The following is a 26,550-nucleotide window of genomic DNA, read 5'->3' as shown; positions in this document are numbered from 1 at the left end:
CCAGCCGCAACCCGGAGGGTTACAACCGCATGAAGTCGTTAAACAGTGCCACAAACATCAGTGTCAGCAGCATTGCCATGCCTATTTTAAGTCCAAGCAACTGAATTTTTTCACTTACCGGTTTGCCAGTTACCAGCTCAACCGCGTAATAAAGCAGATGCCCACCATCCAGCACCGGAATGGGCAACAGGTTCAAAATCCCCAGGCTGATACTCAGATAAGCCAGAAAACTGATATAGGATTCCAACCCCGAGGCTGCTGAAGCACTGGCCACTTTAGCAATGGTTATAGGCCCACTCAAGTTTTTTACCGAGAGCGCCCCTTCGATCATCTTCCAGATCGAGTCCAGAGTCAGACTGATCATCTGCCAGGTTTTACTCAGGGCCTGCCCCAACGCATCGAAGAACCCGTACTGGATGCTACGGCGATACTCATCCGGCCAGCCTACCGGCTCAGCGGCGGCACCGATATAACCAAACACATTTCCGTTATCATCAGCTCGCTGCGCAGGCGTCAGAACCAGTTCAAGCCACTCAGCCTGTCGCTGCACGCCGAGAGACAGCGGCACCTCAGGATTTTCCCGCACCAGACGCACCAGAGCGTACCAGTCGCCTATCGGCTGATCATTGACCGTCTCTATCCGATCGCCAACCCGGAGCCCTGCCGCCAATGCACGTTCACCGTCAACCAACTGGCCGATCACCGCCTCGACCTCAGGCCGCCATGGAATCAGTCCCAACGCGGTAACCGGTGATTCTTTCTCTACATCCACCGACCAGCTCTGCAGTTCTACAGAGCGATCGCGTACCGAGTAGCCATTTGCATCTTTTGTCTGCAGATGCAGACTGCCGCTTTCACCGACCCGCGCCGCCAGCCGCAGATTAACCTCATCCCAAGATGAAGTGAGCTGGCCATCAACCTGCACGATCTCGGCTCCCGGGGTTACCCCTGCCCGCGCGGCCAGTGAACCGGGAGCAACCTCACCCACAACCGGCGCAACCGTAGCCACGCCATAAACAAACAGGAACCAGTAGGCCAGAACAGCAAAGAACAGATTAACCAGCGGCCCCGCCGCCACAATCGCAATTCTCTGCAGAACCGGTTTACGGTTAAACGCCTGCGACAACTGATCAGCCGGTACTGCTTCCTCGCGCTCGTCGAGCATTTTGACATAGCCGCCCAGCGGAATTGCGGCAATCGCGTACTCAGTACCCTGACGATCTTTCCAGCTATAGATCGCTTTACCGAAACCCACCGAAAAGCGCAGAACTTTCACCCCGCAGCGACGGGCCACGTAAAAGTGCCCCCACTCATGAATGGTCACCAGTATGCCCAGTGTCACTATGGTTGCCGCAAGGGTGTGTAACAGTTCCATAAAACCTCAGACCGGAATCAAAAAATGCATTCCCAGTACAAATAATGGTGAAGCAGCCGTCAGACTATCAATCCGGTCAAGGATACCACCGTGCCCCGGGAGTAACTGACTGCTGTCTTTGATGCCGCGATATCGTTTGAGCATGCTCTCAAACAGATCCCCCAGCACAGAAATCATGCCTGTGAGCAGTGAGACCAGCAAAAGCATCAACAGTTGCATCTGATCAAAGCCGTTAAACAGGCCGTAACCTAACGCCACCAGCAGGCAACTGAACAGACCACCGTACAAACCCTCACGGGTTTTACCCGGACTTACTGCGGGTGCCAGTTTACTGCGGCCAAAGCGCTTACCGGCAAAGTACGCGCCCACATCAGCCCCCCAAACCAGCAGGAACAGCAAGAGAATCAGCAACTCTCCGTTTTCTGAAGCTTTCATACTGACAAAGGCAAACCAGCAGGGAATGAGTACAACGAACCCTATCAGAGCCCGCTGCCACTGTTGCTGCCAGCCCTGACTGTCCGGATAACGCACCACCCAGAACAGCGCCAGCAACCAGCCAAACAGCGCGAGCAGCAAAATACCCTGAACAGGCAATAGCGTATAAAAACCGTGCGCCAGACCAATGACCAGCGCCATCAGTCCGAGATAGATCAATCGGCTGTTTTTCTGTTGATAACCGGCCAGATTGGACCATTCCCAGGCTGCCAGTAAGATTGCGCCATCGAGAAGATAGATAAAAGCGGGAAGTGGCAGGGCAAAAACCCCCAGCAGAGCCAGAGGTGCAAGAATCAGGGCGGTAAAGATACGCTGTTTAAGCATTCTGCTCAGCCTCTACCTGCTCACTGGTTTTGCCGAAGCGGCGCTGACGTCCACTGAAATCTTCTACCGCCTGACGCAGATGCTGTTTATCAAAGTCAGGCCAGTAGGCATCGGAAAAATACAATTCGGTATAGGCAAACTGCCAGATCAGAAAATTACTGATTCTTTGCTCCCCACCTGTACGTATACAGAGATCAGGTTCAGGCAGATCACCGAGCGAGATCTCCTGCGAGAATAGCGCTTCGGTCAATTCAGCCGGTTGCAATTCGCCTTGAACACAACGCTCAGCTAACTGCCGGGCAGCGTTGACAATATCCCAGCGACCACCGTAGTTAGCGGCAATATTAAGCTGCAGACCGTCACACGCCCGGGTCAGCTCTTCCGCCTTGATAATTTTTTTCTGTAACGACTCACTGAACGCCGTTTTGTCACCGATCACCCGCAGGCGGATGTTGTTCTTAAGCAGCTTCTTCGCTTCGCGATCGAGCGCCAGCTTAAACAACTCCATCAGGCCTTTTACTTCAAGTGGCGGGCGCTTCCAGTTTTCTGAACTGAATGCGAAAAGCGTCAGCGCTTCTACACCCATCTCGATGCAGCCTTCGATCACAGACCGGACGCAGTCCACCCCCGCTTTGTGACCCGCCAGACTGGGAAGATTGCGCGCTTTGGCCCATCGGTTATTGCCATCCATGATAATGGCAATATGGCGTGGAGGCTTACTTAGGGGTACAGAGGAATTATTTTCAGAGGCCATCGGCAAAATTCAGCGGCCCCTTACGGAGCCGCCGCTTGATCAAATTTCCATCAGATCTTTTTCTTTCTGTTCCAGCAGGCCATCTACCTCTGCAACGTGCTTATCTGTGATTTTCTGAATCTGATCTTCACCACGACGCTGATCATCTTCAGTGATCTCTTTTTCTTTAAGCAGATCTTTCAGATCGCCATTCGCGTCACGACGGATGTTACGGATTGCCACACGCGCCCCTTCAGCTTCCTGACGCGCCTGCTTGATATAACCTTTACGGGTTTCTTCGGTCAGCGGCGGCATTGGCACACGAATATTCTCACCCGCAGTAGCCGGGTTCAGACCCAGATCAGAGGTCATAATCGCCTTCTCAATGACCGGAACCATCGGCTTTTCCCAAGGCACGATAGACAGGGTACGCCCATCTTCCACTGAGATATTAGCCACCTGACTCAACGGCACATCGGAACCGTAGTAGGAAACCTGAATCCCTTCCAGAATGCTCGGATGAGCACGTCCGGTACGGATTTTCTTGAAATTATTTACCAGCGCTTCAACGCTCTTCTGCATACGTTCGGTAGCATCCTGAGTGATTTCATTCAGCATATTTTTCTCCAACCGTCTCACTGCAATCAATCAGGGTTCCCTCATCCGAACCTACCACGAGGTTCGCCAGGGCACCCGGCTTATTCATATTAAAAACACGTACCGGCATCGAATGATCACGGGTCAGACAGATTGCAGTCAGATCCATGACACCCAGCTGTTGCTCCAGCACTTCATCATAACTCAGGTGGCGGTAGCGACGGGCCGTCGGATCCTTCACCGGATCTGCGGTATATACGCCGTCAACTTTGGTCGCTTTCAGCACCACATCCGCCTCAACCTCAATACCACGCAGGCAGGCAGCGGAATCTGTTGTAAAGAACGGGTTACCCGTTCCCGCCGCAAAAATCACTACGTCGCCCTGATTCAGGTAACGCATAGCATTTCGACGGTCATAATGGTCTACCACACCGCTCATCGGAATCGCCGACATAACGCGGGTATTGATATTGCTGCGTTCCAGCGCATCACGCATGGCCAACGCATTCATTACCGTAGCCAGCATTCCCATATGGTCACCGGTTACCCGGTCGAGGCCCGCCGCATTCAATGCAGCACCACGGAACAGGTTACCACCACCAATAACCATACCGACCTGGACGCCTATGCCCACCAGTTGACCAATCTCGAGAGCCATACGATTCAGCACATTGGAATCGATACCAAAGCTCTCATCACCCATCAGGGCTTCACCACTTAATTTGAGCAGTATACGTTTGTATTTGGATTGTTTTTCGGTAGACGGCATCCGTATATCTCCGCAGAGTTTGAGATCAGGAGAGTGTAGCAGGAAAAGAGTGGGTTGCGCATGCAGAACATGCGCAACCGGGAGGTTTTACAGCAAGTTAGCCTTTCAGCTGAGCAGCAACTTCTGCAGCAAAATCCACTTCTTCAACCTCAACACCTTCACCCACTTCGATACGGGTGAACGCAGTTACAGTTGCGCCAGCATCTTTTGCTACCTGACCTACTTTCAGCTCAGGATTTTTAACGAACGCCTGCTCTACCAGGCTGTTCTCAGCCAGGAACTTGTTGATACGACCAACAACCATTTTTTCAGCGATCTCTGCAGGCTTGCTAGCCATGTCTGGCTGCGCCATGATGATCTCTTTCTCTTTGGCAACCACTTCTTCAGGCATATCTTCTTTGCTGACAACCTGTGGGTTAACCGCAGTAACGTGCATAGCGATATCTTTTGCAGTTTCTTCGTTACCACCTTCCAGCTGAACGATTGCTGCAATTTTGCTGTTGCTGTGAACGTAAGCGCCAACAACGCCACCTTCAACCAGGAACAGACGGCGTACACCGATGTTCTCACCGATTTTCTGAACCAGCGCATCACGTGCTTCGGTCAGCTCACCAGCCATCAGCGCTTCAACGTCAGTTGCTTTTTCAGCAAACGCTTTTTCCAGCACAGTCGCGGAGAACGCCAGGAAGTTTTCATCACGTGCAGCGAAGTCAGTCTCAGAGTTAACTTCTACTGCTACAGCGTAGCTGTTATCGTCAGCAACTTTAACAACCACAACACCTTCTGCTGCAGTACGGCCTGCTTTTTTAGCAGCCTTCATTCCGGAAGCTTTACGCAGCTCTTCGATCGCTTTCTCGATGTCGCCATCAGCTTCTTTCAGTGCTTTTTTACACTCCATCATGCCCAGACCAGTGCGGTCGCGCAGATCCTTAACCATTGCAGCGGAAATGTTCGCCATATCGAATACCCCTATTAATCATCGCGGGTTAATCAAAAAATCCAAAAAAGGGGGCCAGGCCCCCTCAAAAAGTCAAAGAGAATAATCAACTGTTCTGACAGTTAGATTACTCAGCCGCAGCCTGGTTTTCTTCAACTTCTACGAATTCGTTTTTGTCGCCAGCAGTTGCTTCAGAACCTTCCAGGCAAGCATCAGCAGCAGACTTAACGTAGATCTGGATTGCGCGCAGCGCATCGTCGTTACCAGGGATAACTACATCAACACCGTCCGGGTTGCTGTTAGTATCAACCACACCGATAACCGGGATGCCCAGCTTGTTCGCTTCGTTTACAGCGATACGCTCGTGATCAACATCGATTACGAACAGAGCATCAGGCAGACCGCCCATCTCTTTGATACCGCCGATAGAGCGTTCCAGTTTTTCCATTTCACGCTGACGCATCAGAGCTTCTTTCTTGGTCAGCTTTTCGAAAGTACCGTCCTGGCTCTGGGATTCCAGATCACGCAGACGACGGATAGACTGACGAATAGTTTTGTAGTTAGTCAGCATACCACCCAACCAGCGGTGGTTTACGTAAGGCATACCTGCACGAGCCGCTTCTTCTTTAACGATCTTGCTGGCAGCACGCTTAGTGCCAACGAACAGAACCTTGTTCTTGTTAGCTGCCATGTTCTGGATGCTATCCAGCGCACCGTTCAGTGCAGGCAGAGTGTGCTCAAGGTTGATGATATGGATTTTGTTACGAGCACCGAAAATGAATTTAGACATTTTCGGATTCCAGTAACGGGTCTGGTGACCGAAGTGAACACCTGCTTTCAGCAGGTCACGCATAGTAATTTTAGCCATGTTTTTTTCCTAAAATTGGGTTAGACCTCCACGACCCCCAACACTCAACCCGAAGGCACCCTGAATGCTGTGACGGAACGTGTGTGATTTGTATCTCTTTGCTCTCGCAAATCGAGCGCGGATTTATACCACAACCACCCGGTAATATAAAGTTTATTTCGCTTCCCAGCCATGATTGCTACAATCCACTGCTGCACCCTTTTATCCATCCGTGGCAACGGACTCAGAAGACAACCGGTATACTATGAGCATCAAAATCAAGACAGTTGAAGAGATCGAAAAAATGCGCCTGGCAGGCCGCCTGGCCGCTGAAGTTCTGGAGATGATCGAACCCTATGTCAAACCGGGCGTCACAACTAACGAACTGAACCAGATCTGTCACGACTATATTGTTGACCAGCAGCAGGCCATTCCCGCTCCCCTCAACTATCACGGTTTTCCGAAATCAATCTGCACTTCGGTCAACCAGGTTGTTTGTCACGGCATCCCGAATGACAAAAAACTGAAAGATGGCGATATCATCAATATCGACATTACAGTTATTAAGGATGGTTACCACGGCGACACCAGCAAAATGTTTTTTGTCGGCAAAGAACAATCCCATGCCCGCCGTCTGGTAGATATCACTCTGGAATGCATGTACCGTGGAATCAAACTGGTTAAGCCCGGCGCACGCCTTGGCGACATTGGCCACGCGATTCAGACCTACGCAGAGCAAAATCACTACACCGTTGTTCGCGAATACTGCGGCCACGGCATTGGCGCCGAGTTCCACGAAGAACCTCAGGTACTGCATTACGGCAGACCGGACACCGGCGAAGTCCTTGAAGAGGGCATGATCTTCACCATCGAGCCGATGATTAATGCCGGTAAACGTCAGGTTAAGCTGTCCAAGAAAGATGGCTGGACCGTAGAAACCGCCGACCGCCGCCTCTCTGCACAGTGGGAGCACACCGTACTGGTGACTGCCGATGGCTACGAGATCCTCACCCTGCGCAGTGATGAAAGCATCGACAGAATTGGCAAACCGGCTTAAACCGCAACCGCTGGACAGATAACAGGTAATCTTCAGATGTCGACCACCCTGCATCAACAGTTGGAGCAGGAAGAGATCATCGATCTCTCCGCCTTCGAAAATGCATTGGCAGAAGCCGCTTCACCGATCCCGGTCTATAAAGAAGCACTGAAACAGATCCGCAGCAGCCTCGACGAGCGCTTCCGCGATGGCGAAGATATCCGCAAACTGGTTTATGGTCGTGCCCGGGAGATCGACCGCCTGTTACAAACCGCCTGGTCAACCTTCGACTGGCCGGAACAGCAGGTCTCGCTCATAGCTGTCGGCGGTTACGGCCGCGGCGAGCTGCATCCGCACTCGGACATCGACCTGCTGATTCTGCTTCAGGACGGCGTCGACCCGGAACAGTATCACGATTCCATCAGCGGCTTCCTGACACTGCTCTGGGATATCAACCTGGATCTGGGCTCCAGCGTCCGCAGCCTCAGCGAGTGCTACGAAGAAGCCCAGAACGACATCACGATTGCGACCAATCTGATCGAATCGCGCACGCTGATGGGTAACGAAGACCTGCATCAGCAGATGTACGACAAGGTTACCTCTGAAGGTGCCTGGACCGACAAAGAGTTCTTCATTGCCAAACTCAAAGAACAGAAGGGCCGGCACGAAAAGACCAACAACACTGAATACAACCTTGAGCCGAATCTGAAGAACTCCCCCGGCGGCCTGCGCGACCTGCAGACCATCGGCTGGGTTGCGAAACGTCATTTCGGTTCGACCTATATCCGCGATCTGGTAGAAGACGGCTTCCTCACCGAAACCGAGCTCGAAACCCTGAACAAAGGCGAGCTCTACCTCTGGTCGGTACGCTATGCACTTCATATGCTCTGCGGCCGCCGCGAAGATCGCCTGCTGTTTGATCATCAGCGCACACTGGCTGATTTTTTCGGTTATGAAGATGAAGCCGGAAAACTGGCGGTCGAGCAGTTCATGAGCAAGTACTACCGTATCGCCATGGCCATGTCCGAGTTCAACGACATGCTGCTGCAGCACTTCGACGAAGCCATTCTTCGTGCTGACGAAGAGCAGGTGATCACACCACTCAACAACCGTTTCCAGATTCATAACGATTATCTCGAAGTCGCCTACGACAGCGTATTTGAGCATCACCCCTTCGCCCTGATGGAGCTGTTTGTTCTGCTCGCCCAGAACCCGGAGATTAAAGGGGTACGCGCCTCCACGATACGGATGATCCGCGACAACCGGCACAAAGTGGATGAGGAGTTTCGCTCTGACATCCGCAACACCAGCCTGTTTATGGAACTGCTGCGCTCGCCGGAACGGGTATCCACCGAGCTGAAGCGGATGACACGCTACGGCATTCTCGGCCGCTACCTGCCCCAGTTTGGTCGCATTATCGGCCAGATGCAGCACGACCTGTTCCATATTTACACGGTCGATGCGCACACGATGAAGGTGATCCAGAAATGCCGCCAGTTCAGGCACAACGACTTCCGCGAGGAGTTCCCGATCGCCCACAGGATCGTCAACCAGCTACCGAAAATTGAGCTGCTGTATATTGCCGCGCTGTTCCACGACATTGCCAAAGGACGCGGCGGCGATCACTCCGAACTCGGTGCGGAAGATGTCATGGAGTTCTGTGAAGGCCACCACCTCGGCAAATGGGACAGCCATCTGGTCGCCTGGCTGGTACGCAACCATCTGCTGATGTCGATGACAGCCCAGCGCAAAGATATCTCCGATCCGGAAGTTATCCACACTTTCGCACAACAGGTCCGCGACGTGGTCCATCTGGACTACCTCTACGTGCTGACTATCGCGGACATCAATGCCACTAACCATTCGCTCTGGAACAGTTGGCGCGCAACCCTGATGCGGAAGCTCTATACCGACACCAAGCGCGCCCTGCGCCGCGGTCTGGAGAACCCCATCAATAAAGAGGACCGGATAGAACAGATCCAGAACGAAGCCCTCTTATTACTGCACCGTCAGGGCGTCGACGAAGCGGAGATCAAGAATCTCTGGTCCACCATCGGCGATGATTATTTCCTCCGCGAAACCGCCCAGAGCATTGTTGAACATACCCAGGCAATTCTGGAACACACCAATCAGGATGAGCCTCTGGTATTAATTCGCCAGACCTCTCACCGGATGTTCGAGGGTGCCACCGAGATCTTCATCTACAGCAAAGATATCAAAAACCTGTTTGCCGCCACGGTATCGGCAATGGACCAACTGCACCTGAACATTCAGGACGCACGCATTATCGTTACCGACAGCGGCCAGGTTCTCAATACCTACACCGTACTCTCCGATGACAACACCCCGCTGTCGGAAAACCCCGATCACCTGCAGCATATCAAGCAGAGCCTGATTGAAGAACTGGACGACCCGGATGACTATCCGGAGATTATCCAGCGCCGGGTACCCCGCCAGATGAAGCTGTTCGCCATGCCGACCAAAGTGTATCTGAGCAACGACCCCATTCTGCAGCAGACCGTCATCGAAGTTATCACTCCCGACCGCCCCGGCCTGCTGGCGAGAATCGGCGGTATCTTTGCAGAACATCACCTGTCCGTCCGTAAAGCACGGATCGCCAGTGTTGGCGAACGGGTAGAAGACTTTTTCTTTATTACCGATGATCAGGGCCAGCCCGTCTCCGACCCGCAGCTCTGTCAGACACTACAGGACGAGATCTGTCAGCAGCTGGATGAACACATCCAGCACGAACACTGAACAGAAACGCATTGTTAAGCGAGGAACCTATGGACCAACAGACCCAGAACGAAATTGAAGCGGGCGTTTTCCGCCGTTTACTGGAGCATCTGGACAGCCGCAAAGATGTTCAGAATATCGAACTGATGAATCTGGCAGGTTTCTGCCGCAACTGCCTGAGCAAGTGGTATATGGCGGAAGCAGAGAAACAGGGCATCAGCGTTGATTACGACGCCGCACGCGAACGCGTTTACGGCGAATCTTATGATAGCTGGAAAGAGAAGTATCAGACCGAAGCCACACCTGAGCAACTGGCGGCTTTTGAAGCCAGCCGCAATAAGTAAGACCTGCTAAGGGGTAGCCGCACCCTGCTGAGCTACCCCGATTTACCTTACTGACTGATCCAGGCGCGTTGCACCTGATTCAGATCCACCTCCAGCGTAGTGGCGTAGGTATCTTCCTGAACCGGGAAGGTTTTCACCACCCGCGCACCGCGGACAATACCTGACACTGCGGTTTTGAACTGATCGCTCTGCAGCACCATATCCTGCACGGTTGTAGTACCAAACAGATACTGACCATGCACAACCCCGGCCAGCTCCTGATACGCCCGCAACTTAGAAGCACGCATCGCCATCAGCATTTTATGCTGCTCAGTCTGGCCCGGCTGCAAGCTGATCGGCGCATAGCCGGTGGCACGCACCCAATTTGGCTGTCTTGGCTCCTCCACCCGGGGCGGAAAATTAATATCCGGCAGCGCTTCAACCACATCAATTGTGTTCTGCACCGCCGTTTCACAGCCCTGAAGCAAAGAGATCAGCAACAGCATCGGCGCCAGTGTGAAGAGTATTTTTTTCTTAATTTTTAACATCACAATTACCTGCCTACCGGCCCGCCCTGATTCTCAACAATCATCCCCTTGTTCAGCGCTTCAAGTGGGTTATAACCGGGAATCCCCCCTTCAAGCCGGGCGTTGGAGATATGCGACTGCCCCGTCGCCAGCACCTGTCGCGTGGTGGTATCAATTACCCGCGCATTGATGACAAGACCATCTGAGTGCTGAGCATAGGTCCCGGTGACCAGAAAATAGATTTTATAGCGGGTGCGCAACGCCGACATATTCTGTTTCGATAAGGGCTGTTTGGTTGAAGTCGTCAGCCCCGCCGCGCGGTAATCAATCATATTGTAACCGTGCTGCTGTAGCTGATAGATAAACGCCTGCTCCATCCGCTCACCAAACCGGCCCACTCTGCGATCATTGTGCAGATTGGTGAAAGGTACCACGGCCACCGGGAAACGCTTTACCCGATTCTGCTGCAAGCCGGCGTTCATCTGCACTGCCATCTGCGCCACCGCTTCACTCAGGGGATCAAGGCCATTCGGAACGATTTCCACCTGAACCACCTGACGCTGCAGCATCGCCTGCTCTTTCTCCAGTAATGCTTCGCGCTCGGCGATATGTGCTTTCTCGAGCTTATTCAACTCAGCAACCACTTCAGGACTCATACTCTCAATATGGACTCGCTCAGGCGGCGAATCGGCCGATTGAGTCTGCTGCAGGCATCCACCCAGCAGGCAGCCCGACAGCAGCAGTAAAATTTTTTTCATCCTGATCTTCCAAACTCGAGGGTTACGCACCACAATCTACCATATTCATAAAGGTAGCCAAACCAAAACCACCCGGAACCGGCATTTACAGGATCCGGTGATTTGCCTACTGTTTTTATCTTTAATCGGTCATTGGAGAGATATGTTTAATCTGGCGTCCAGGCTTTTCCTCTTCGTTTACCTTTTCATCTTCTCGCAACTGGCCGCAGCCGTCATGGTTGAGGCACAGGGTCAGGCGATCATCAGTAACGGCGACATCAGTGCCGCACGACAGGCCGCCATCCGTGATGCCAGCCAGCAAGCCTCCATGCAGGCTGCGGTTTATGTCTCCAGCAGTCAGGTCGTCAGGGATGGCATTCTCGAAATCGACAACATGCAGATCAGCACGCTGGGTCAGGTCAGCAATATCAAGATTATTGATGAAAAGGTGGTAGGTCAGACCCTGTTTGTGCATATCAAAGCGGATGTGCTGATTGACGAAGGCTGCAGCAACGGCGTCAGCAACAGCTACAGAAAATCGGTCGCCATGACCGCTTTTCCGTTACAGCATCTGCAACAGAGCAATCTGGGCGGCCTCTACAACATCAGCAGCGAACTGCCGGCGCAACTCGCTCAGCAACTCAATTCAGGCAGTCCGGTCAGCGCCCTGAACGCCGGTCGCATCAGCATCCACCCCAATCCCCAACTGGCACCGGTGACCCAACTGGACGATGGCTCCCTCAGCAACCTGTTCAGTGAAGCCGGGCAGATGGAAGTAAACTATATTGTTTCCGGTGTCATCCGCGACATCACCATGGTCGACCCGCGCACCCATGCGGAGAACAATTTCTTTATCGACCTCTACAACCGGCTTGATTACAAAAGCCGCAAGCATCTGCGCAATTTCACTCTGGATCTTTACATACACGATGGTTTTTCCGGCCACCTGATCTGGCAGAACCGCTATCAGACAGCAGGACTCTGGAGCCTCGACCCGACCATCAAAACCGGTTTTGCCACCCCGGGATTTATGAAACAGGATTACGGTCAGAAAGTTAGCGCTCTGCAGAAACAGATGGCCGACGACCTGAACCAGGCATTACGTTGCGAACCCTTCACCGCGCGTATTATTCGCACGCAGGATCGTGATATATGGATCAATGCCGGCAGCCAACAGGGCCTGAAACGGGGTGACAAACTCACCATATACCGCAAATCCACCTTTTATGCCCCGGACATGAAAGCCAACTCCTCACTGGATAACACCCGCCAGACGCTGGTGATCGATGATGTGCAGGTCAGCACAGCATCAGGCAAGATCAGCGGCACGACCGAGAGCTACAACATCCGGCCCGGTGATCTGGCAATCGCCCGGTAACGGACGGCACTCATTTACGCATTAAAAAGCCCGGTCCGAACCAGTCGAACCGGGCTTTCTTTTACCTGTTTGCAGATCGATCAGCGGCGGGTACCACTGATATTGATCTCTACCCGACGATTCTGGGAGCGGCCTGCGGCTGAACCGTTATCCGCCACCGGATAGCGCTCACCGTAACCCCGGGCATTGATCCGCAGTCGGGAAATGCCGCTGCTGGCCAGATAATCCGCCACACTGGCAGCTCGGCGCTCAGACAACTGCTGGTTATATTCAAACGAACCGCTGCTGTCGGTGAAACCATCCACATTCAGCTCAGTCTGATCAAACTTCAGCAACACCTTAGTCACTGAATCCAGTACCGGATAGAAGTTACCCGCGATCCGGTCAGAGTCGGTCGCAAAGGTAATATTGCCCGGCATTATCAGACGGATTGAATCCCCGATACGCTGCACCCGGACGCCGGTGCCTTCCAGCTCCTGACGCAACAGCGCTTCCTGCTGATCCATGTAGTAGCCGATACCGCCACCAACAGCACCACCGACCAGCGCGCCGGTCAGGGCACCTTTTTTGCGGTCATCTTTACTTGAAACAGCAGCGCCGAGAACGGCCCCTGCAACTGCGCCGATACCTGCGCCCTTGGTAGTATTTCCGACCTTCTGTTCACCGGTGTAAGGATCCAGCGTCTGACACCCGGCCAGCAATACCCCTGCAACAGCGACGGCAACCAGTTTTTTCATTTTCTACTCCTAAGACTCAACAGTTCCCTGAATTAAGCAATAGTAACACTGAACGCTCACTGACTATCAAGCGGCGAAAAAGTTCTCTCTCCAGGGCCCCCAAGGCCCCTCTCGCGAACACGACTCGCCGCCGAAAAATTATAGACTTTATTCACCGGATACCTAGTCAGTACAGGTAAACACCGATAAAATAATCCGATTATAAACTGGCACAAACCGGCTCCACTGCTGAGGCTAGGACCGTGCCGAAGTTCTGTTGCTGTCTGTACCTCTGAGGAGAATCCATTGTCCCAGCTACCTGTCATTGTCGGTTTTGGTGGTATAAACCCCGCCGGGCGAGCCTCCTTTCATCATGCTTACCGACGCCTGATCATTGACAAACTGGACCCACAATCGCGGACAGAAACGCTGACCGATCTGGCGATTCTCACTGGCCTGACCACCACCGCCGATGGTAAATACATCAACCAGAACGGCGCGCCCTGCGACGCTCAGGAGCTGGTTCAGACCCTGCAGACTCAGCTACTGGAAAGCACCCTGATTCGTCGCATCGAAAAAAGCTGCTTTGACGTTGAACAGGTGATGTTTAACCGCCCGGCCAGCCTCAACTGCGGTGAAGAGGGGCTGCGCTTCCGTCTGCGTAAACGGCAGATGCCACAAAACATTCCGACCAACTGGCAGGTCACAGAGACCGCTCCGGGACAGTTCGATATAGAGGTGAATGGCCTGCTGGAAGCGATCCTGCCTGACAGCAAGAGCGCACCCGTACAATCTGCCGGCCAGCTTCCCAGCGGGTTTCAGCCGGGCAAGTTGTATCAGTCGCGCAATCATCCGCGCAACCTGCAGATGACCGTATTCGCCGCATCCGATGCACTCTCTTCAAGCGGCATCCCGTTTGAGACGATCGCCAGCCGCGTGGCTCCGGATCAGATTGCCGTTTACGCCAGCAACTCTATCGGCCAACTGGATGACTTCGGCTTTGGTGGTCTGACTAAGTTTCCGGCACTGGGCAAACGCACCACCTCCAAACAGATGCCTCTGGGTTATGCCCAGATGCCCGCGGATTTTGTTAACGCCTACATTCTGGGCAACGTGGGCACTACCGGCGGTGCACTGGGCGCCTGCGCCACATTCCTTTACAACCTTCGCAGCGGGGTCAATGATATTCGCAGCGGACGTCGCAAAGTGGTTTTGGTGGGCGGCAGCGATGCACCGGTCACACCGGAAGTCATTGAAGGCTTCCGCGCCATGGGCGCGCTGGCCGAAGACAAAGATCTTAAAGCACTCGATAACCTGACTGAACTGACCGCCGACAGCTACCGTAAAGCCTGCCGTCCGTTCGGCAACAACTGTGGTTTCACCATCGGTGAGAGCAGCCAGTTTGTGCTGTTGATGAGCGATGACCTGGCGATCGAGCTGGGCGCTGAAATCTACGGCGCAGTACCTGAGGTATTCGTGAACGCCGACGGCCACAAAAAATCGATCTCCGCACCGGGTATTGGCAACTACATTACCCTGGCCAAGTCTGCGGCACTGGTACGCAAGATGCTCGGCGAAACAGCGCTGCAGCAGCGCAGTTTTGTTCAGGCCCACGGAACCAGCACCCCACAGAACCGGGTGACTGAATCCCATGTCATCAACGAAACCGCCAAAGCATTTAACATTGGTAACTGGCCGGTTGCAGCGGTGAAGTGCTACCTTGGCCACTCGCAAGGCACCGCTGGCGGTGACCAGCTAAGCACCTCTCTGGGCACCTGGAAATATGGCTATATTCCCGGCATTGTCACCACACCGGAGTTTGCTGACGACGTTCACCAGAGTAACCTCCATCTCAGTAACCAGCATATCGAAGTGGGTGCTGAGGGGATGGACGCCGTTCTGCTTAACTCGAAAGGCTTTGGCGGTAACAATGCCTCCGCACCGGTACTGGCGCCGCACGTCGTCAAAACCATGCTCAGCAAGCGCTACAGCCGTGAACAGCTTAACGCCTATCAGGACAAACTGGAGCAGACCCGTCAGGTGGCCGCCGCCTACGATCAGGCCGCACTGCGTGGCGAAGCCAAGCCCATCTATCTCTATGACAACAATGTACTGCTGGGTGAAGAGCTGACCATTACCGATCAGCAGATTGAACTGCCGGGCTATGCTAACCCGATCAGTCTTGAACTGAACAATCCTTTTGAAGACCTCTGCTAAACAAGGAAAGATGCATGCGCAGCGTTACACTTTTGATTGCTTTTCTGGGCCTGAGCGGCTGTATGAGTCTGGACTCTATCACTCCGGGCAAAGGTGAACCTGTCGACACCAGTTTTTATCTGATCGACATCCAGAACCGCTTCTACTGTAACGGTAACAGCCGGGTCTGCAGCGACATGACCAAAATTGTTTCATCCCGCGCCCAGTTGCAGCCGCTCGAAGAAAGTTACGGCCAGCCTGTAAAAGGGCCAAATTACCCGGCCAGTCTGATCCGCATGGTGATCAAACCGATGGATGGCAGCTATCAGTCAACGCCGGTAGGTGACGAGGGCCGTTATTTCAGAGTTCCGAAAAACGACAAAACCGATCTGGTCTGGAGAACCCTGCAGAAGATCCAGAACGGACACGGCATGATCGATCACTCCTTCTGATCCAGGCCTAATAACTGACGCGTGGTTGCCGTGGTTTGCGCGGCAACTTCCTGCAGCGTCACTCCCCTTAAATCCGCCAGCGTCTGTGCTACCTGCAGTACCCGCGCTGGCTGATTCGGCTCATCTCTGTACGCCGCCAACGGCATATCCGGCGCATCGGTTTCCAGCACAAACGCTTCCAGCGGCAGGGTTTTCACTAATCCTCTCAGTTTTGTTGCCCGCTCATAGGTGATGGTTCCCCCTATGCCCAGCCTGAAACCGAGATCCAGATATTGAGCCGCCTGTTGAGCACTGCCTGAAAACGCATGCACGATGCCTCCCCGCGCCAGCGACTGACGCCGCAATTGCTTCAGCATCTGGTCGTGCGCTTTGCGCACATGGAGAAGCACCGGAAGCCTGAATCTGTCGGCCAGCGCCAGTTGCGGCTGCAGAAAAGCTAATTGCCGCTCGAGATCCGCATCAGCGATAAACAGATCCAGCCCGATCTCTCCCAGCGCACAGATGCCACCCGCCTGTAACGCCTGCTGTAACTGCTCCAGATCCTCCTCACGGTGCTGCTGCATAAAACAGGGATGCAGACCGAGGGCGGGATGCAAGCGCATAGCCGGGTGTTTGTGCTCAACCAGACTCAGAAGCCGTGGCCAGTCCGCCGCACACACGCCGGGCACCACAATATCAGCGACACCCGCAGTGAGTGCTTGCTGCATGACAGCGTCGAGCTGGTCTCGGAATACAGGAAAATCCAGATGGCAGTGACTATCGATCAGATGCATAACTGCAGCTTAGGGGGAGGAAAGTAAGGCTGCAAGCCGGATGGCCTGCAGCCGGAGGTTTAGTGCTCGCGGGTCGCGCGGAAGCGCACATCCGGCCAGCGCTCTTCGGCCAGGCTCAGATTAACCCGGGTAGGTGCCAGATAGGTCAGCAGACCACTGCCATCGATCGCCAGATTGTCGTGGTTTTTCTTCTGGAAGTCCGCCAGCAGTTTATGATCTTCGCACTCCGCCCAGCGCGCCGTCTGCACACTGATCGGCTCATACTTACAATCAACTTTGTACTCATCCTTGAGACGGAACACCACCACATCAAACTGCAGCTGACCCACCGCACCCAGAATCAGGTCATTGTTCTTCAGTGGCTGGAACAACTGCACGGCTCCCTCTTCAGAAAGCTGCTGCAGGCCTTTCTGCAACTGCTTCATTTTCAGTGGATCCAGCGGCCGCACACGACGGAACATCTCCGGGGCAAAGTGCGGAATACCGGTAAACTTCAGCTCTTCACCCTCAGTGAAGGTATCACCGATCTGGATCGTACCGTGATTGTGCAGACCGATAATATCGCCGGACCAGGCCTCTTCCACGTTCTCACGATCACCAGCAATAAAGGTCACCGCATCGGCAATCTTCACATCCTTCTTAATCCGGCTGTGGCGCATTTTCATGCCTTTGCTGTATTTACCGGAACAGATCCGCATAAAGGCGATACGGTCACGGTGTTTCGGGTCCATGTTCGCCTGAATTTTAAAGATGAAGCCGCTGAATTTTTCTTCGTCTGGCTCAACATCACGACTCAGGGTAGAACGCGGAATCGGTGACGGCGCCCACTTCACAAAATCATTCAGCATCTCACGGACACCAAAGTTGGCCAGCGCCGTACCAAAAAACACCGGCGTCAGTTGTCCGGCGAGGAAAGCTTCCTGATCGAACTCGTGGGTTGCGCCACGCACCAGCTCAACCTCTTCCAGATAGTCCTCATACTCTTCACCCAGCAGCTCGCGCGCTTCTGCGCTGTCCAGCCCCTGAATCTGCAGATCATCCGGAATGGTGTGACCCTGCCCCGGCTGGAATACATGAATGGTATCGGTGTAAAGGTTGTAAACCCCTTTAAACAGTTGCCCCATACCGATCGGCCAGGTAATTGGCGCTGCAGCGATCTTCAGAACCTCTTCGATCTCATCCAGCAGCTCAATTGGATCACGGATATCCCGGTCCATTTTGTTAACAAAGGAGAAGATCGGTGTGTCACGCAGACGGCAAACATCCATCAGCTTGATGGTCCGGTCCTCGACACCCTTGGCGCCGTCCACCACCATCAGCGCGGAATCCACAGCAGTCAAGGTCCGGTAGGTATCCTCAGAGAAATCCTCGTGACCCGGTGTATCCAGCAGGTTAACCACCCGCCCATTATAAGGGAACTGCATCACCGAGGAGGTGATGGAGATACCACGCTCCTGCTCCATCGACATCCAGTCGGAGGTCGCGTGACGGTCACTCTTTTTACCCTTAACGGTACCCGCCTGCTGAATAAGCTGTCCGAACAGCAGCAGCTTTTCAGTGATGGTGGTTTTACCCGCATCCGGGTGCGAGATAATCGCAAAAGTGCGACGCTGATTAACTTCTTCTTGCAGGATACTCATCGGTCAAATTCATACTAGGATGGCAGAAAGGGGGCATTATACTCTTACTGCGCAAAATTGCCTCAACTGCGACATTTTGCCTCGCCTGCTCCCCCACCGGCTGAGGTATAATTCCGGCATGGCCAACCATCGCGATAATCTGCTGCAACTTTCTTATATCCGTACCCTGACGCTGTTCGGTCAGTCACTGGCGGTTCTGTTTGCGGTTTACATTCTCCGCGCCGACCTGAATATCTGGCAGATCATCCTGACGCTGCTGGTTCTAGCGCTGCTCAACCTGATTACCTACGCCCGACTGAACTCCTTCTGGCCGGTGACCGAACCTGAATTTTTCAGTCAACTGGTCGCTGATATGGCCCTCTATGGCGCCCTGCTTTTTCATATGGGCGGCGCAACCAACCCCTTTATATTCCTGTTATTAGTCCCCCTGATTATCGCTTCCACGACTTTATCGAAGCGCTATGTCTGGTTGATTGCCCTGATGGTCGTCGCGATCTACAGCTCTCTGCTGGTCCATTACGAACCGCTGGTACAATTGCAGAGCAATCATCAGCACCGGATTATGGCCCTGTTCGATATTCACATTACCGGGATGTGGATCAATTTCCTGCTGACGGTACTGGTGATCACCTACTTCATTGTCCGCATGCGCCATTCTATGCATAACCAGCAGGAGAAGCTCGAGCAGGAGAGAGAGAAGCGCATACAGGATCAGCAACTGCTTTCTCTGGCGACCATGGCAGCCGGAACCGCACACGAGCTGGGCACCCCGCTGAGCACCATGCAGGTTCTGCTGAAAGAGCTGCAATATGAGCATCAGGACAAACCGGAACTGCTTGAAGACCTGCAGTTACTGCAACAGCAGACCAATATCTGTGCCGAACGCCTGCAACAGATGACACAAAGCGTTAAGGAGGAGCAATCCACCAGCCGCAGACTGCCCGCCACTGAACTGGTCGATGACGTGCTTGAACAGTGGCAGGTACAGCGCCCTGAAGCGAGTTACCGCTACCGTGTTTCTAACACTGCGGCTGCCCCTCAGCTCAATTGTACAACCTCCCTGCGCCAGTCCCTGCTCAATCTGCTGAATAACGCCGCTGATGCGGAGCCGGTGGGCATTGAGATAGAATTGGACTGGGATAAGCAAAGTGTGTTTTTCCGGATCCATGATCAGGGCCCCGGCATCAGTCTGGAACAGAGCGATAATCTGGGTAAACCCTTTATCACCACTAAGGGCAAAGGCCTCGGTATCGGCCTGTTTCTGACCGCCACCACACTGGCGCGATACGCCGGTGATGTCCGGCTCTACAACCATCCGGAAGGGGGCACCCTGACCGAAGTCACCCTACCTGTAAGGCACTGAAATGGCTGAACGCTTTCTGATTGTTGATGACGACCCCGCATTTACTCAGGTATTGAGCCGGGCCATTGGCCGTCGCGGGTTTGAGGTGCAGACCGCCGCCAGCGTAACTGAAGCCGAACAACTGCTGCAAAACTGGCAGCCGGATCTGGCCACGGTTGATCTGAAGATGGACGGCGCTTCAGGGCTTAATCTGATTCCCCTGCTGCGCAGCCTTAATCCGGAGATGAAAATCCTGATGCTGACCGGCTACGCCAGCATCGCCACAGCGGTGGAAGCGATCAAGCTGGGGGCCACTCAGTACCTGCCAAAACCAGCAGATGCTGATCAGATTCTGGCCGCTCTGAACAAAGTAGAAGCCGACGCAGAGATTGAAGTTACCGAGCAGCCGATGTCGGTTAACCGGCTGGAATGGGAACATATTCAGCAAGTGCTGAAAGAGCATGAAGGCAATATCTCTGCCACCGCCCGGGCACTGGGTATGCACCGCCGCACCCTGCAACGCAAGCTGGCCAAGCGCCCGGTACAGCGCTGAAATCTATTGCTCGTCGATATAGCCTTTGGCGTCAAAGGTCCGCACCCAGTCAGGGTGAAACACCAGCATTCCGGTCAGAAAGATCCCGTTGAGCAACCCTTCCGGGAACATAATCAGTGGCAGGTAACGGATATATTCGTGATAGATCTTATTCAGATCATACACCCCGTCCAGCCATAACACCGCACTGGTTGAGAGCCCTGCAACCGCGGTAGCGACTGCCGCGCCGATAAAACCGCAGACAAACAGAAAAATAAAGAAGTTCTTCTGCAATCGCCGCTCAACAAAAAAGCAGATCAGGTAGGTAGCCGCCACTGGCAGAAGCACAGAACAGATCCCGTTTATCAGTAAACCATCCCAGCTCTCTTTACCGATCAGCGCCATCGCCAGCAACACCACACTGGCCGCCAGAATGGCCAGATCCCAGCCAAAGACCAGTGTCATTACGGTAATTCCGAGAAAATGGATACCCAGACCGGGAGAGATCCCGGCCCGCATTGTCCAGAGCACTGCCAGCAGCGCCGTTGCACCACCCAGCATATGCTGCAACACCCGGTTATCCCCCAGCACCCGCCAGGGCGCATGCCGGGCCGCCTGCAGTAACGCAAACAGATAAATCGGGGCCGCAGCAATCAGCCAACCGGTACTCAGCAAACCGTCAGTAAAACTCATAATCAATCATGTTCACGGATAAATGACGTTATTTTACATTGAACATCAGAATCATACGCATATGATCATAGGGTGGATGTACTCTATTTGACCCATATCAGCAGAACACGGACGTTCCGCGAGAACGGAATACTGCATGAATATACTTCTGGTTGACGATGACCGCTACATCCGTGAGATCATCGGTAGTGTTATCAATGATGCCGGCTACCGGCCGCTGTTTGCTGAAGATGCCGAACAGGCCATGAAAGCGCTCGATGAGGAAAGCATTGATCTGGTTCTGACCGATGTTGAGATGCCCGGCATGAACGGGTTTGAACTGACCCGGCAGATACGCGATACCTATCCCGACACCTGGTTCCCGATTATTTTTCTGAGTGGCCAGAGCGACGAAAAACACTACAAAGAGGGAATCGATGCCGGCGGCGATGACTACCTGACTAAACCTGTCAGCCCCGTGGTACTGAGAGCCAAAATCCGGGCGATGGAACGCATTGCCAATATGAAAAAAGCCCTCGACAACGCCAACGCCAGACTCGAAAAACTCAGCAGTCAGGACCCGCTGACCCGCCTCTACAATCGCCGTGCACTCGATCAGCACATGCTGCGGGAGTGGAAACGCTGCAAACGAGACGGCAAAGAACTGACCGCAATGATGCTGGATATCGACCATTTTAAACTGTACAACGATCACTTCGGCCACCCGCAGGGCGATGAATGCCTGAAAGCCGTCGCAAAAGTCCTGAAGAAGAGCTTACTTCGCTCCCACGATCTGGTCGCCCGTTACGGTGGCGAAGAGTTTGCCATTATCCTGCCGGAAACTTCCATTAAGGAAGCAGAGGTGGTCTGTCAGCGGATTTGCGAAACACTGGCCCAGCGGGATTTAGCCCACGCCCCCGGAGCCTCTGCAGACAGGGTTTGCCTGAGTATTGGCATCAGCAGCACCCAGCATCAGGCGGAAACGCCTACCGCTCTGCTACGGCAGGCAGATCAGGCCCTGTATGCAGCCAAACAGGCCGGACGTAACGGCTGGCGTAGTTTCAGTGGTGAAGGCTAAGGCTCATCAGCAGGGCATCTTCTCGTGTGCCCTGAGAACCTGCTGGCGGATAATAGCCTTTACGCCGGCCATCTTCAGCAAACCCGAGACGATGATAGAGGGCAATCGCAGGCAGGTTTGAGGCCCTGACTTCCAGCAACACACGCTCCACCTGTCTGTTACTGAGCATGCCCAGCGAGGCATCCAGCAAATTCCGCCCCAGCCCCTGCCCCTGAGACTCAGGTAATACTGCCACCTGAAGCAACTCAGCCTCATCCAGCAAGGTGGAAAACAGCGCAAATGCGCTCAGAGCAGGCGTGAACAGCCCCAGTGCCAGCCCTTTTTCAGAGAGCACACGCTGCATAAGCTGGGATTCACTCCAGGCCGAGGTAAAACACTGTTGTTCCAGTGCAGACAAGGCAGGCAGATCCTCCGCCCGGAGCAGACGGATCTCAGCGCGCATTAAGCTGTTTCAGGAGGGGTTGCAGGTCCAGCCAGATCTGTTTCTTGATTCCCGGCAGTTGCATCGCCTCAGTCAGACTGTGACTGGCGATCACCTTAACATCGCTGCGCAGGGTAAAGCTGATCCCTTTCAGTTCTGCCAGCTCTTCACTACGTTCCAGTACCATCTGGGCAGCCGCTTCGCCAAACAGCAATACCGCGCGGATATCACCCGACTGAAGCTCTTTAGATAACTTATGCTGAACCGCGATACGGGCCTGCTGCGGCCCCTGATCCAGAGTTTTACTCGCAAACATAGGCCAGGGAAGCATAAATGGCTGAGCGATCTCTCCCCGACTGCCAAGTGCAGCCACAATCGCAGTTGCCAGATGCTGATAATGCTCCGCAAAAGCGCCACCCTGCGGCGGCAGACTATCGACCACCAGCAGATCAGCAATCCGCTGAAATGCCAGCTTAAACCGCGGCGGCTGAACTTCAGCGCCGGTTTCCCGCGGCCCTTCGGTTTCAACGGTCGCCTCTTCCGCTGCCGGTTCCGGGTCAGTTTCCCCCGGGACAGAAGAGAGCCCCAGAGCCGCCCTTGCCGCACTCATACCCTCGCCGGGTGGTGCCGGGGGCGTTTTGGCAACCGGTGATAAAGGTGCCGGATTCTGACTGTTGAGCCCTAACTGAGAGCGGGCTGTGGCAGAGCGATCCGAAGCAAACGGAATCTCCGGCGCCGGATACTGAAAATCATTCAGCCAGTCTGCAGAGGGTGCGGCACCGGGAAGCGGGGCACAGGGTAACCAGCTACTGATCCCCATCGCTTCCAGATACTGATGACGCAACTGCTCCTGCTGCAGACTCACGGTTTATTCCTCATTCAGTCCGATCAGACCTGAGGGTGAGCTTTCTGAACGTTAGCATCCAGCATGTTCAGCGCATGAATATAAGCTTTGGCAGAGGCGATAATAATATCGGTATCCGCACCAAGGCCGTTGACGATCCGACCGCCTTTCTCCAGTCGCACCGTCACTTCACCCTGAGAATCAGTCCCTTCGGTCACCGCATTCACGGAGTAGATCTGCAGGCTGGCGCCGGAGTTTGCAACCGATTCAATCGCTTTGAATGCGGCATCGACCGGGCCACTGCCGGAAGCTTCAGCGGAGACTTCCTGATTACCCATGCGCAGAACCAGCTTCGCCAGAGGTGTTTCACCGGTCTGGGACGTCACTGACAGGCTGCTCAGTCTGAACTGCTCACTGCTGGCACTGGCGCGGGTGTCGCTGACCAGTGCGATCAGATCCTCATCGAAGATCTCATGTTTTTTATCCGCCAGCTCTTTAAACCGGGAGAACGCATTGTTCAGCTCGGCATCGGAAGCAAAGCTGGTGCCCAGCTCCTCGAGACGGCTGCGGAATGCGGCGCGGCCGGAGTGCTTACCCAGCACCATCCGGTTGGTGTTCCAGCCCACATCCTGTGCGGTCATAATCTCGTAAGTCTCGCGGTGTTTCAGCACCCCATCCTGATGAATACCCGATTCATGGGCGAAGGCGTTAGCCCCCACAATCGCTTTGTTAGGCTGTACCGGGAACCCGGTAACACTGGAGACCAGACGCGAAGCTGGCACGATCTGCGTGGTGTCGATGGCGGTTTCTACGCCCAGCGTATCCTTACGGGTACGGATCGCCATCACGATCTCTTCCAGCGAAGCATTACCCGCTCGCTCACCCAGACCATTGATCGTACATTCAACCTGACGGGCACCTGCGCCCACCGCTGCCAGCGAGTTGGCGACCGCCAGACCCAGATCGTTATGACAGTGCACCGAGAAGATCGCTTTGTCGGCGTTCGGGATACGCTGAATCAACTGACCAATGGTATGCGCAAACTCAGCAGGCACCGCATAACCTACGGTATCCGGAATATTGATTGTGCGGGCACCGGCATCGATCACTTTCTCGATAATCCGGCACATAAAATCCAGTTCGGAGCGGCTGGCATCTTCCAGCGAAAACTCTACATCGTCGATCAGGTTACGCGCCCGGGTTACTGCCTTAACCGCCTGCTCAACCACTTGATCCGGTTCCATCTGCAACTTGTACTTCATGTGGATCGGCGAGGTTGCGATAAAGGTGTGGATCCGGCCCATCGCGGCGTTCTGCAACGCTTCGCCAGCCCGATCGATATCAGCATCCAAAGCACGGGAAAGAGAACAAACCCGGCTTTCGGTCACCGCCTCAGCGATCGCTTTAACCGATTCAAAGTCGCCCGGGCTTGCAATGGCAAAGCCGGCTTCAATCACATCGACCCGCATTTTTTCCAGCTGTTTTGCAATCCGCAGCTTCTCGTCCCGTGTCATTGACGCGCCGGGGCTCTGTTCACCGTCACGCAGGGTGGTATCAAAAATAATTACACGATTGTCGTTACTCATAGCGGTGCTCCACAGGGTCGGACAGGGGTTATCTTTTAAGTATATCGCCTGTCACTAAAATCTTTACCAAACTGGACACAATTGGGGGTCCGGGAGAACTATACTTTGCCCATCGGGATCGATTTGCCATCGGCTCGACCAGGCTTTGCGCTGGCATCAACCGGCGTGGCTGTAATACTCTCTAGAGAAGCGGTAGTTCCGGGGTTTGCGAGGTTATCCAGTGACCACCCACTATAGCGCCAGACCCGTGTTTTGCAACCAACAAAATAAAGAATCGAGTCGTCATGGAAAAAGAGTTTGATCGTCAGGTAGACAGGAAAGGCACCGCCAGTCAGAAATGGGAGAAATACGCTGATCGGGACATCCTCCCCATGTGGGTAGCAGACACCGATTTTCAGGCGCCCCCTGCGGTTATTCAGGCCCTGCATGAGCGGATTGAGCATGGCATTTTTGGCTATACCAATGTACCCGGCCAACTCAATCAACTGATACAGGCGCGGATGCAACGACTCTATGACTGGCAGATAGAACAGGACTGGCTGATCTGGCTTCCCGGTCTGGTCTGTGGCCTCAATCTGGCCTGTCGGGCAGTGGGTGAGACGGGGGATACGGTGCTCAGCCCAAAACCGATCTACCCACCGTTTATGTCATCTCCACGCCTGTCTGGCCGGGAAGTCTGCACTGTCCCGCTGCGTCAGAATGGCGATCACTTTGTCCTCGATCTGGCAGCACTGGAAGCCAGCATTACCGGGAACACCCGCCTGCTGCTCTTCTGCAACCCTCATAATCCGGGCGGTGCCGTCTATCGTCGTGAAGAACTGGAACAACTGGCGGAGCTGATCCTGAAACATGACCTCTACCTCTGTTCCGATGAGATCCACTGCGATCTGATTCTTGAACCCGGTTTACAGCATATCCCGATCGCCTCCCTCGGAGCAGACATCCGGGCCCGTACCATCACCCTGATGGCACCGAGTAAAACCTACAACATTGCAGGCCTTGGCTGCTCTTTCGCGATTATCAGCGATCCGCAACTGCGCAAGCAGTTTATCGATGTCAAAAAAGGGATCGTGCCGGATGTGAATCTGCTCGGCTACACCGCCACTGAAGCAGCCTACCGCGATGGTGATGAGTGGAACCGGCAACAACTGGATTACCTGCGTGGCAACCGCGACTATCTGCACCGGGAGATCAACCAGATCCCCGGTCTTAAGCTGCTGCCGGTAGAAGCCACCTATCTGGCGTGGATCGATGTTTCCGGGGCTAAACTGAGCAATCCGGCCCACTTCTTTGAGCAGGCCGGCGTCGGCATGTCACCGGGACGCGACTTTGGCGACAATCATTACATGCGCCTTAATTTCGGCTGCCCGCGGGAGACACTTGAGGAGGCGGTCCGACGGATCAAAGTGGCCCTGAGCAACGAACTACCCGCCTGACTCCGGCGTTAATCAGGCTCGCGTCAGATCAAACGGGATCACGCGGGC

General features: G+C 54.1%; 26 protein-coding genes. 10 read left to right on the top strand and 16 right to left on the bottom strand.

What is annotated here, in order from left to right; all coding sequences use genetic code 11:
- Positions 1 to 19: 19 nt before the first annotated feature.
- From rseP to rpsB, 7 genes are all read right to left on the bottom strand, one after another.
- Positions 20 to 1,375, bottom strand: a complete 1,356-nt coding sequence (rseP, locus tag QUD59_RS10070; RefSeq protein WP_286236822.1) for a sigma E protease regulator RseP — start codon at positions 1,373 to 1,375, stop codon at positions 20 to 22.
- A 6-nt stretch (positions 1,376 to 1,381) separates the two neighbouring features.
- Positions 1,382 to 2,194, bottom strand: a complete 813-nt coding sequence (locus tag QUD59_RS10065) for a phosphatidate cytidylyltransferase (RefSeq protein ID WP_286236820.1) — start codon at positions 2,192 to 2,194, stop codon at positions 1,382 to 1,384.
- Complete coding sequence (uppS, locus tag QUD59_RS10060) at positions 2,187 to 2,948, bottom strand: polyprenyl diphosphate synthase (protein WP_286236819.1); 762 nt, start codon at positions 2,946 to 2,948, stop codon at positions 2,187 to 2,189. The genes QUD59_RS10065 and uppS overlap by 8 nt, the downstream gene beginning before the upstream one ends.
- A gap of 39 nt (positions 2,949 to 2,987) precedes the next feature.
- On the bottom strand, positions 2,988 to 3,545 hold the full coding sequence (frr, locus tag QUD59_RS10055; protein ID WP_286236818.1) for a ribosome recycling factor: 558 nt from the start codon (positions 3,543 to 3,545) through the stop codon (positions 2,988 to 2,990).
- Complete coding sequence (pyrH, locus tag QUD59_RS10050; protein ID WP_286236817.1) at positions 3,535 to 4,293, bottom strand: UMP kinase; 759 nt, start codon at positions 4,291 to 4,293, stop codon at positions 3,535 to 3,537. The genes frr and pyrH overlap by 11 nt, the downstream gene beginning before the upstream one ends.
- Positions 4,294 to 4,390: 97 nt before the next feature.
- Positions 4,391 to 5,251, bottom strand: a complete 861-nt coding sequence (gene tsf / locus QUD59_RS10045; RefSeq protein ID WP_286236816.1) for a translation elongation factor Ts — start codon at positions 5,249 to 5,251, stop codon at positions 4,391 to 4,393.
- A 106-nt stretch (positions 5,252 to 5,357) separates the two neighbouring features.
- Positions 5,358 to 6,098 carry a 30S ribosomal protein S2 gene (gene rpsB, locus QUD59_RS10040; protein WP_286236815.1) on the bottom strand — a complete coding sequence of 247 codons (741 nt, stop codon included), beginning with the start codon at positions 6,096 to 6,098 and terminating at the stop codon, positions 5,358 to 5,360.
- 244 nt (positions 6,099 to 6,342) lie between these two features.
- On the opposite strand from rpsB, the gene map reads away from it, so the two are divergent.
- From map to QUD59_RS10025, 3 genes are read left to right on the top strand one after another with little or no spacing between them, the layout of a single operon-like run.
- Positions 6,343 to 7,134, top strand: a complete 792-nt coding sequence (gene map, locus QUD59_RS10035; RefSeq protein WP_286236814.1) for a type I methionyl aminopeptidase — start codon at positions 6,343 to 6,345, stop codon at positions 7,132 to 7,134.
- Positions 7,135 to 7,170: 36 nt separating this feature from the next.
- Positions 7,171 to 9,870: a [protein-PII] uridylyltransferase gene (locus QUD59_RS10030; protein ID WP_286236813.1), complete on the top strand. Its 2,700-nt coding sequence runs from the start codon at positions 7,171 to 7,173 to the stop codon at positions 9,868 to 9,870.
- 29 nt (positions 9,871 to 9,899) lie between these two features.
- Entirely contained in the window at positions 9,900 to 10,193 is a 294-nt protein-coding gene (locus tag QUD59_RS10025) for a DUF1244 domain-containing protein (RefSeq protein WP_286236812.1), read from the top strand.
- A 47-nt stretch (positions 10,194 to 10,240) separates the two neighbouring features.
- Here the strand turns inward: QUD59_RS10025 and QUD59_RS10020 are convergent, their stop codons facing one another.
- Complete coding sequence (locus QUD59_RS10020) at positions 10,241 to 10,720, bottom strand: LPP20 family lipoprotein (protein ID WP_286236811.1); 480 nt, start codon at positions 10,718 to 10,720, stop codon at positions 10,241 to 10,243.
- Positions 10,721 to 10,725: 5 nt separating this feature from the next.
- A complete protein-coding gene (locus QUD59_RS10015) occupies positions 10,726 to 11,457 on the bottom strand; it encodes a FlgO family outer membrane protein (protein WP_286236810.1) in 732 nt (243 codons plus the stop codon).
- 142 nt (positions 11,458 to 11,599) lie between these two features.
- On the opposite strand from QUD59_RS10015, the gene QUD59_RS10010 reads away from it, so the two are divergent.
- Positions 11,600 to 12,814: a flagellar assembly protein T N-terminal domain-containing protein gene (locus QUD59_RS10010; protein ID WP_286236809.1), complete on the top strand. Its 1,215-nt coding sequence runs from the start codon at positions 11,600 to 11,602 to the stop codon at positions 12,812 to 12,814.
- A gap of 80 nt (positions 12,815 to 12,894) precedes the next feature.
- Here the strand turns inward: QUD59_RS10010 and QUD59_RS10005 are convergent, their stop codons facing one another.
- A complete protein-coding gene (locus tag QUD59_RS10005) occupies positions 12,895 to 13,551 on the bottom strand; it encodes a YiaD family glycine zipper/OmpA-like lipoprotein (RefSeq protein WP_286236807.1) in 657 nt (218 codons plus the stop codon).
- Positions 13,552 to 13,836: 285 nt separating this feature from the next.
- Between QUD59_RS10005 and QUD59_RS10000 the strand changes: the two genes are divergently transcribed.
- Positions 13,837 to 15,747: a beta-ketoacyl synthase gene (locus QUD59_RS10000; RefSeq protein ID WP_286236805.1), complete on the top strand. Its 1,911-nt coding sequence runs from the start codon at positions 13,837 to 13,839 to the stop codon at positions 15,745 to 15,747.
- Positions 15,748 to 15,761: 14 nt separating this feature from the next.
- Positions 15,762 to 16,178 carry a hypothetical protein gene (locus QUD59_RS09995; protein WP_286236803.1) on the top strand — a complete coding sequence of 139 codons (417 nt, stop codon included), beginning with the start codon at positions 15,762 to 15,764 and terminating at the stop codon, positions 16,176 to 16,178.
- Here the strand turns inward: QUD59_RS09995 and QUD59_RS09990 are convergent.
- Together QUD59_RS09990 and QUD59_RS09985 are read right to left on the bottom strand one after the other, a co-directional pair.
- Positions 16,166 to 16,951, bottom strand: coding sequence for a TatD family hydrolase (locus QUD59_RS09990; RefSeq protein ID WP_286236802.1), 786 nt, complete (start codon positions 16,949 to 16,951; stop codon positions 16,166 to 16,168). The genes QUD59_RS09995 and QUD59_RS09990 overlap by 13 nt on opposite strands.
- A 59-nt stretch (positions 16,952 to 17,010) precedes the next feature.
- The gene (locus QUD59_RS09985; RefSeq protein WP_286236801.1) at positions 17,011 to 18,591 is read right to left on the bottom strand and encodes a peptide chain release factor 3; all 1,581 of its coding nucleotides are present in this window, start codon (positions 18,589 to 18,591) and stop codon (positions 17,011 to 17,013) included.
- 118 nt (positions 18,592 to 18,709) lie between these two features.
- On the opposite strand from QUD59_RS09985, the gene QUD59_RS09980 reads away from it, so the two are divergent.
- Both QUD59_RS09980 and QUD59_RS09975 read left to right on the top strand, forming a co-directional pair.
- On the top strand, positions 18,710 to 19,954 hold the full coding sequence (locus QUD59_RS09980) for an ATP-binding protein (protein WP_286236799.1): 1,245 nt from the start codon (positions 18,710 to 18,712) through the stop codon (positions 19,952 to 19,954).
- 1 nt (position 19,955) lies between these two features.
- A complete protein-coding gene (locus tag QUD59_RS09975; protein ID WP_286236798.1) occupies positions 19,956 to 20,486 on the top strand; it encodes a response regulator transcription factor in 531 nt (176 codons plus the stop codon).
- A gap of 3 nt (positions 20,487 to 20,489) precedes the next feature.
- Here the strand turns inward: QUD59_RS09975 and QUD59_RS09970 are convergent, their stop codons facing one another.
- Positions 20,490 to 21,158: an energy-coupling factor ABC transporter permease gene (locus QUD59_RS09970; protein ID WP_286236797.1), complete on the bottom strand. Its 669-nt coding sequence runs from the start codon at positions 21,156 to 21,158 to the stop codon at positions 20,490 to 20,492.
- 136 nt (positions 21,159 to 21,294) lie between these two features.
- On the opposite strand from QUD59_RS09970, the gene QUD59_RS09965 reads away from it, so the two are divergent.
- Complete coding sequence (locus QUD59_RS09965) at positions 21,295 to 22,215, top strand: GGDEF domain-containing response regulator (protein WP_286236794.1); 921 nt, start codon at positions 21,295 to 21,297, stop codon at positions 22,213 to 22,215.
- Here QUD59_RS09965 and rimI read toward each other — a convergent pair.
- The 3 genes from rimI to QUD59_RS09950 are packed head-to-tail and all read right to left on the bottom strand — an operon-like array spanning position 22,199 to position 25,066.
- Entirely contained in the window at positions 22,199 to 22,657 is a 459-nt protein-coding gene (gene rimI / locus QUD59_RS09960) for a ribosomal protein S18-alanine N-acetyltransferase (RefSeq protein ID WP_286236793.1), read from the bottom strand. The two genes, QUD59_RS09965 and rimI, sit on opposite strands and share 17 nt — an antisense overlap.
- Positions 22,647 to 23,501, bottom strand: a complete 855-nt coding sequence (locus QUD59_RS09955) for a uracil-DNA glycosylase family protein (RefSeq protein WP_286236792.1) — start codon at positions 23,499 to 23,501, stop codon at positions 22,647 to 22,649. The genes rimI and QUD59_RS09955 overlap by 11 nt, the downstream gene beginning before the upstream one ends.
- Positions 23,502 to 23,524: 23 nt before the next feature.
- Positions 23,525 to 25,066 carry a 2-isopropylmalate synthase gene (locus tag QUD59_RS09950; RefSeq protein WP_286236791.1) on the bottom strand — a complete coding sequence of 514 codons (1,542 nt, stop codon included), beginning with the start codon at positions 25,064 to 25,066 and terminating at the stop codon, positions 23,525 to 23,527.
- A 284-nt stretch (positions 25,067 to 25,350) separates the two neighbouring features.
- On the opposite strand from QUD59_RS09950, the gene QUD59_RS09945 reads away from it, so the two are divergent.
- Positions 25,351 to 26,502: a MalY/PatB family protein gene (locus QUD59_RS09945; protein ID WP_286236789.1), complete on the top strand. Its 1,152-nt coding sequence runs from the start codon at positions 25,351 to 25,353 to the stop codon at positions 26,500 to 26,502.
- Positions 26,503 to 26,550: the final 48 nt, after the last annotated feature.

Source organism: Neptuniibacter halophilus (assembly GCF_030295765.1).
GTDB lineage: Bacteria > Pseudomonadota > Gammaproteobacteria > Pseudomonadales > Balneatricaceae > Neptuniibacter > Neptuniibacter halophilus.
The sequence above is the reverse complement of the archived record's forward strand: the minus strand, read 5'-3'. Positions and strand labels throughout refer to the sequence as shown.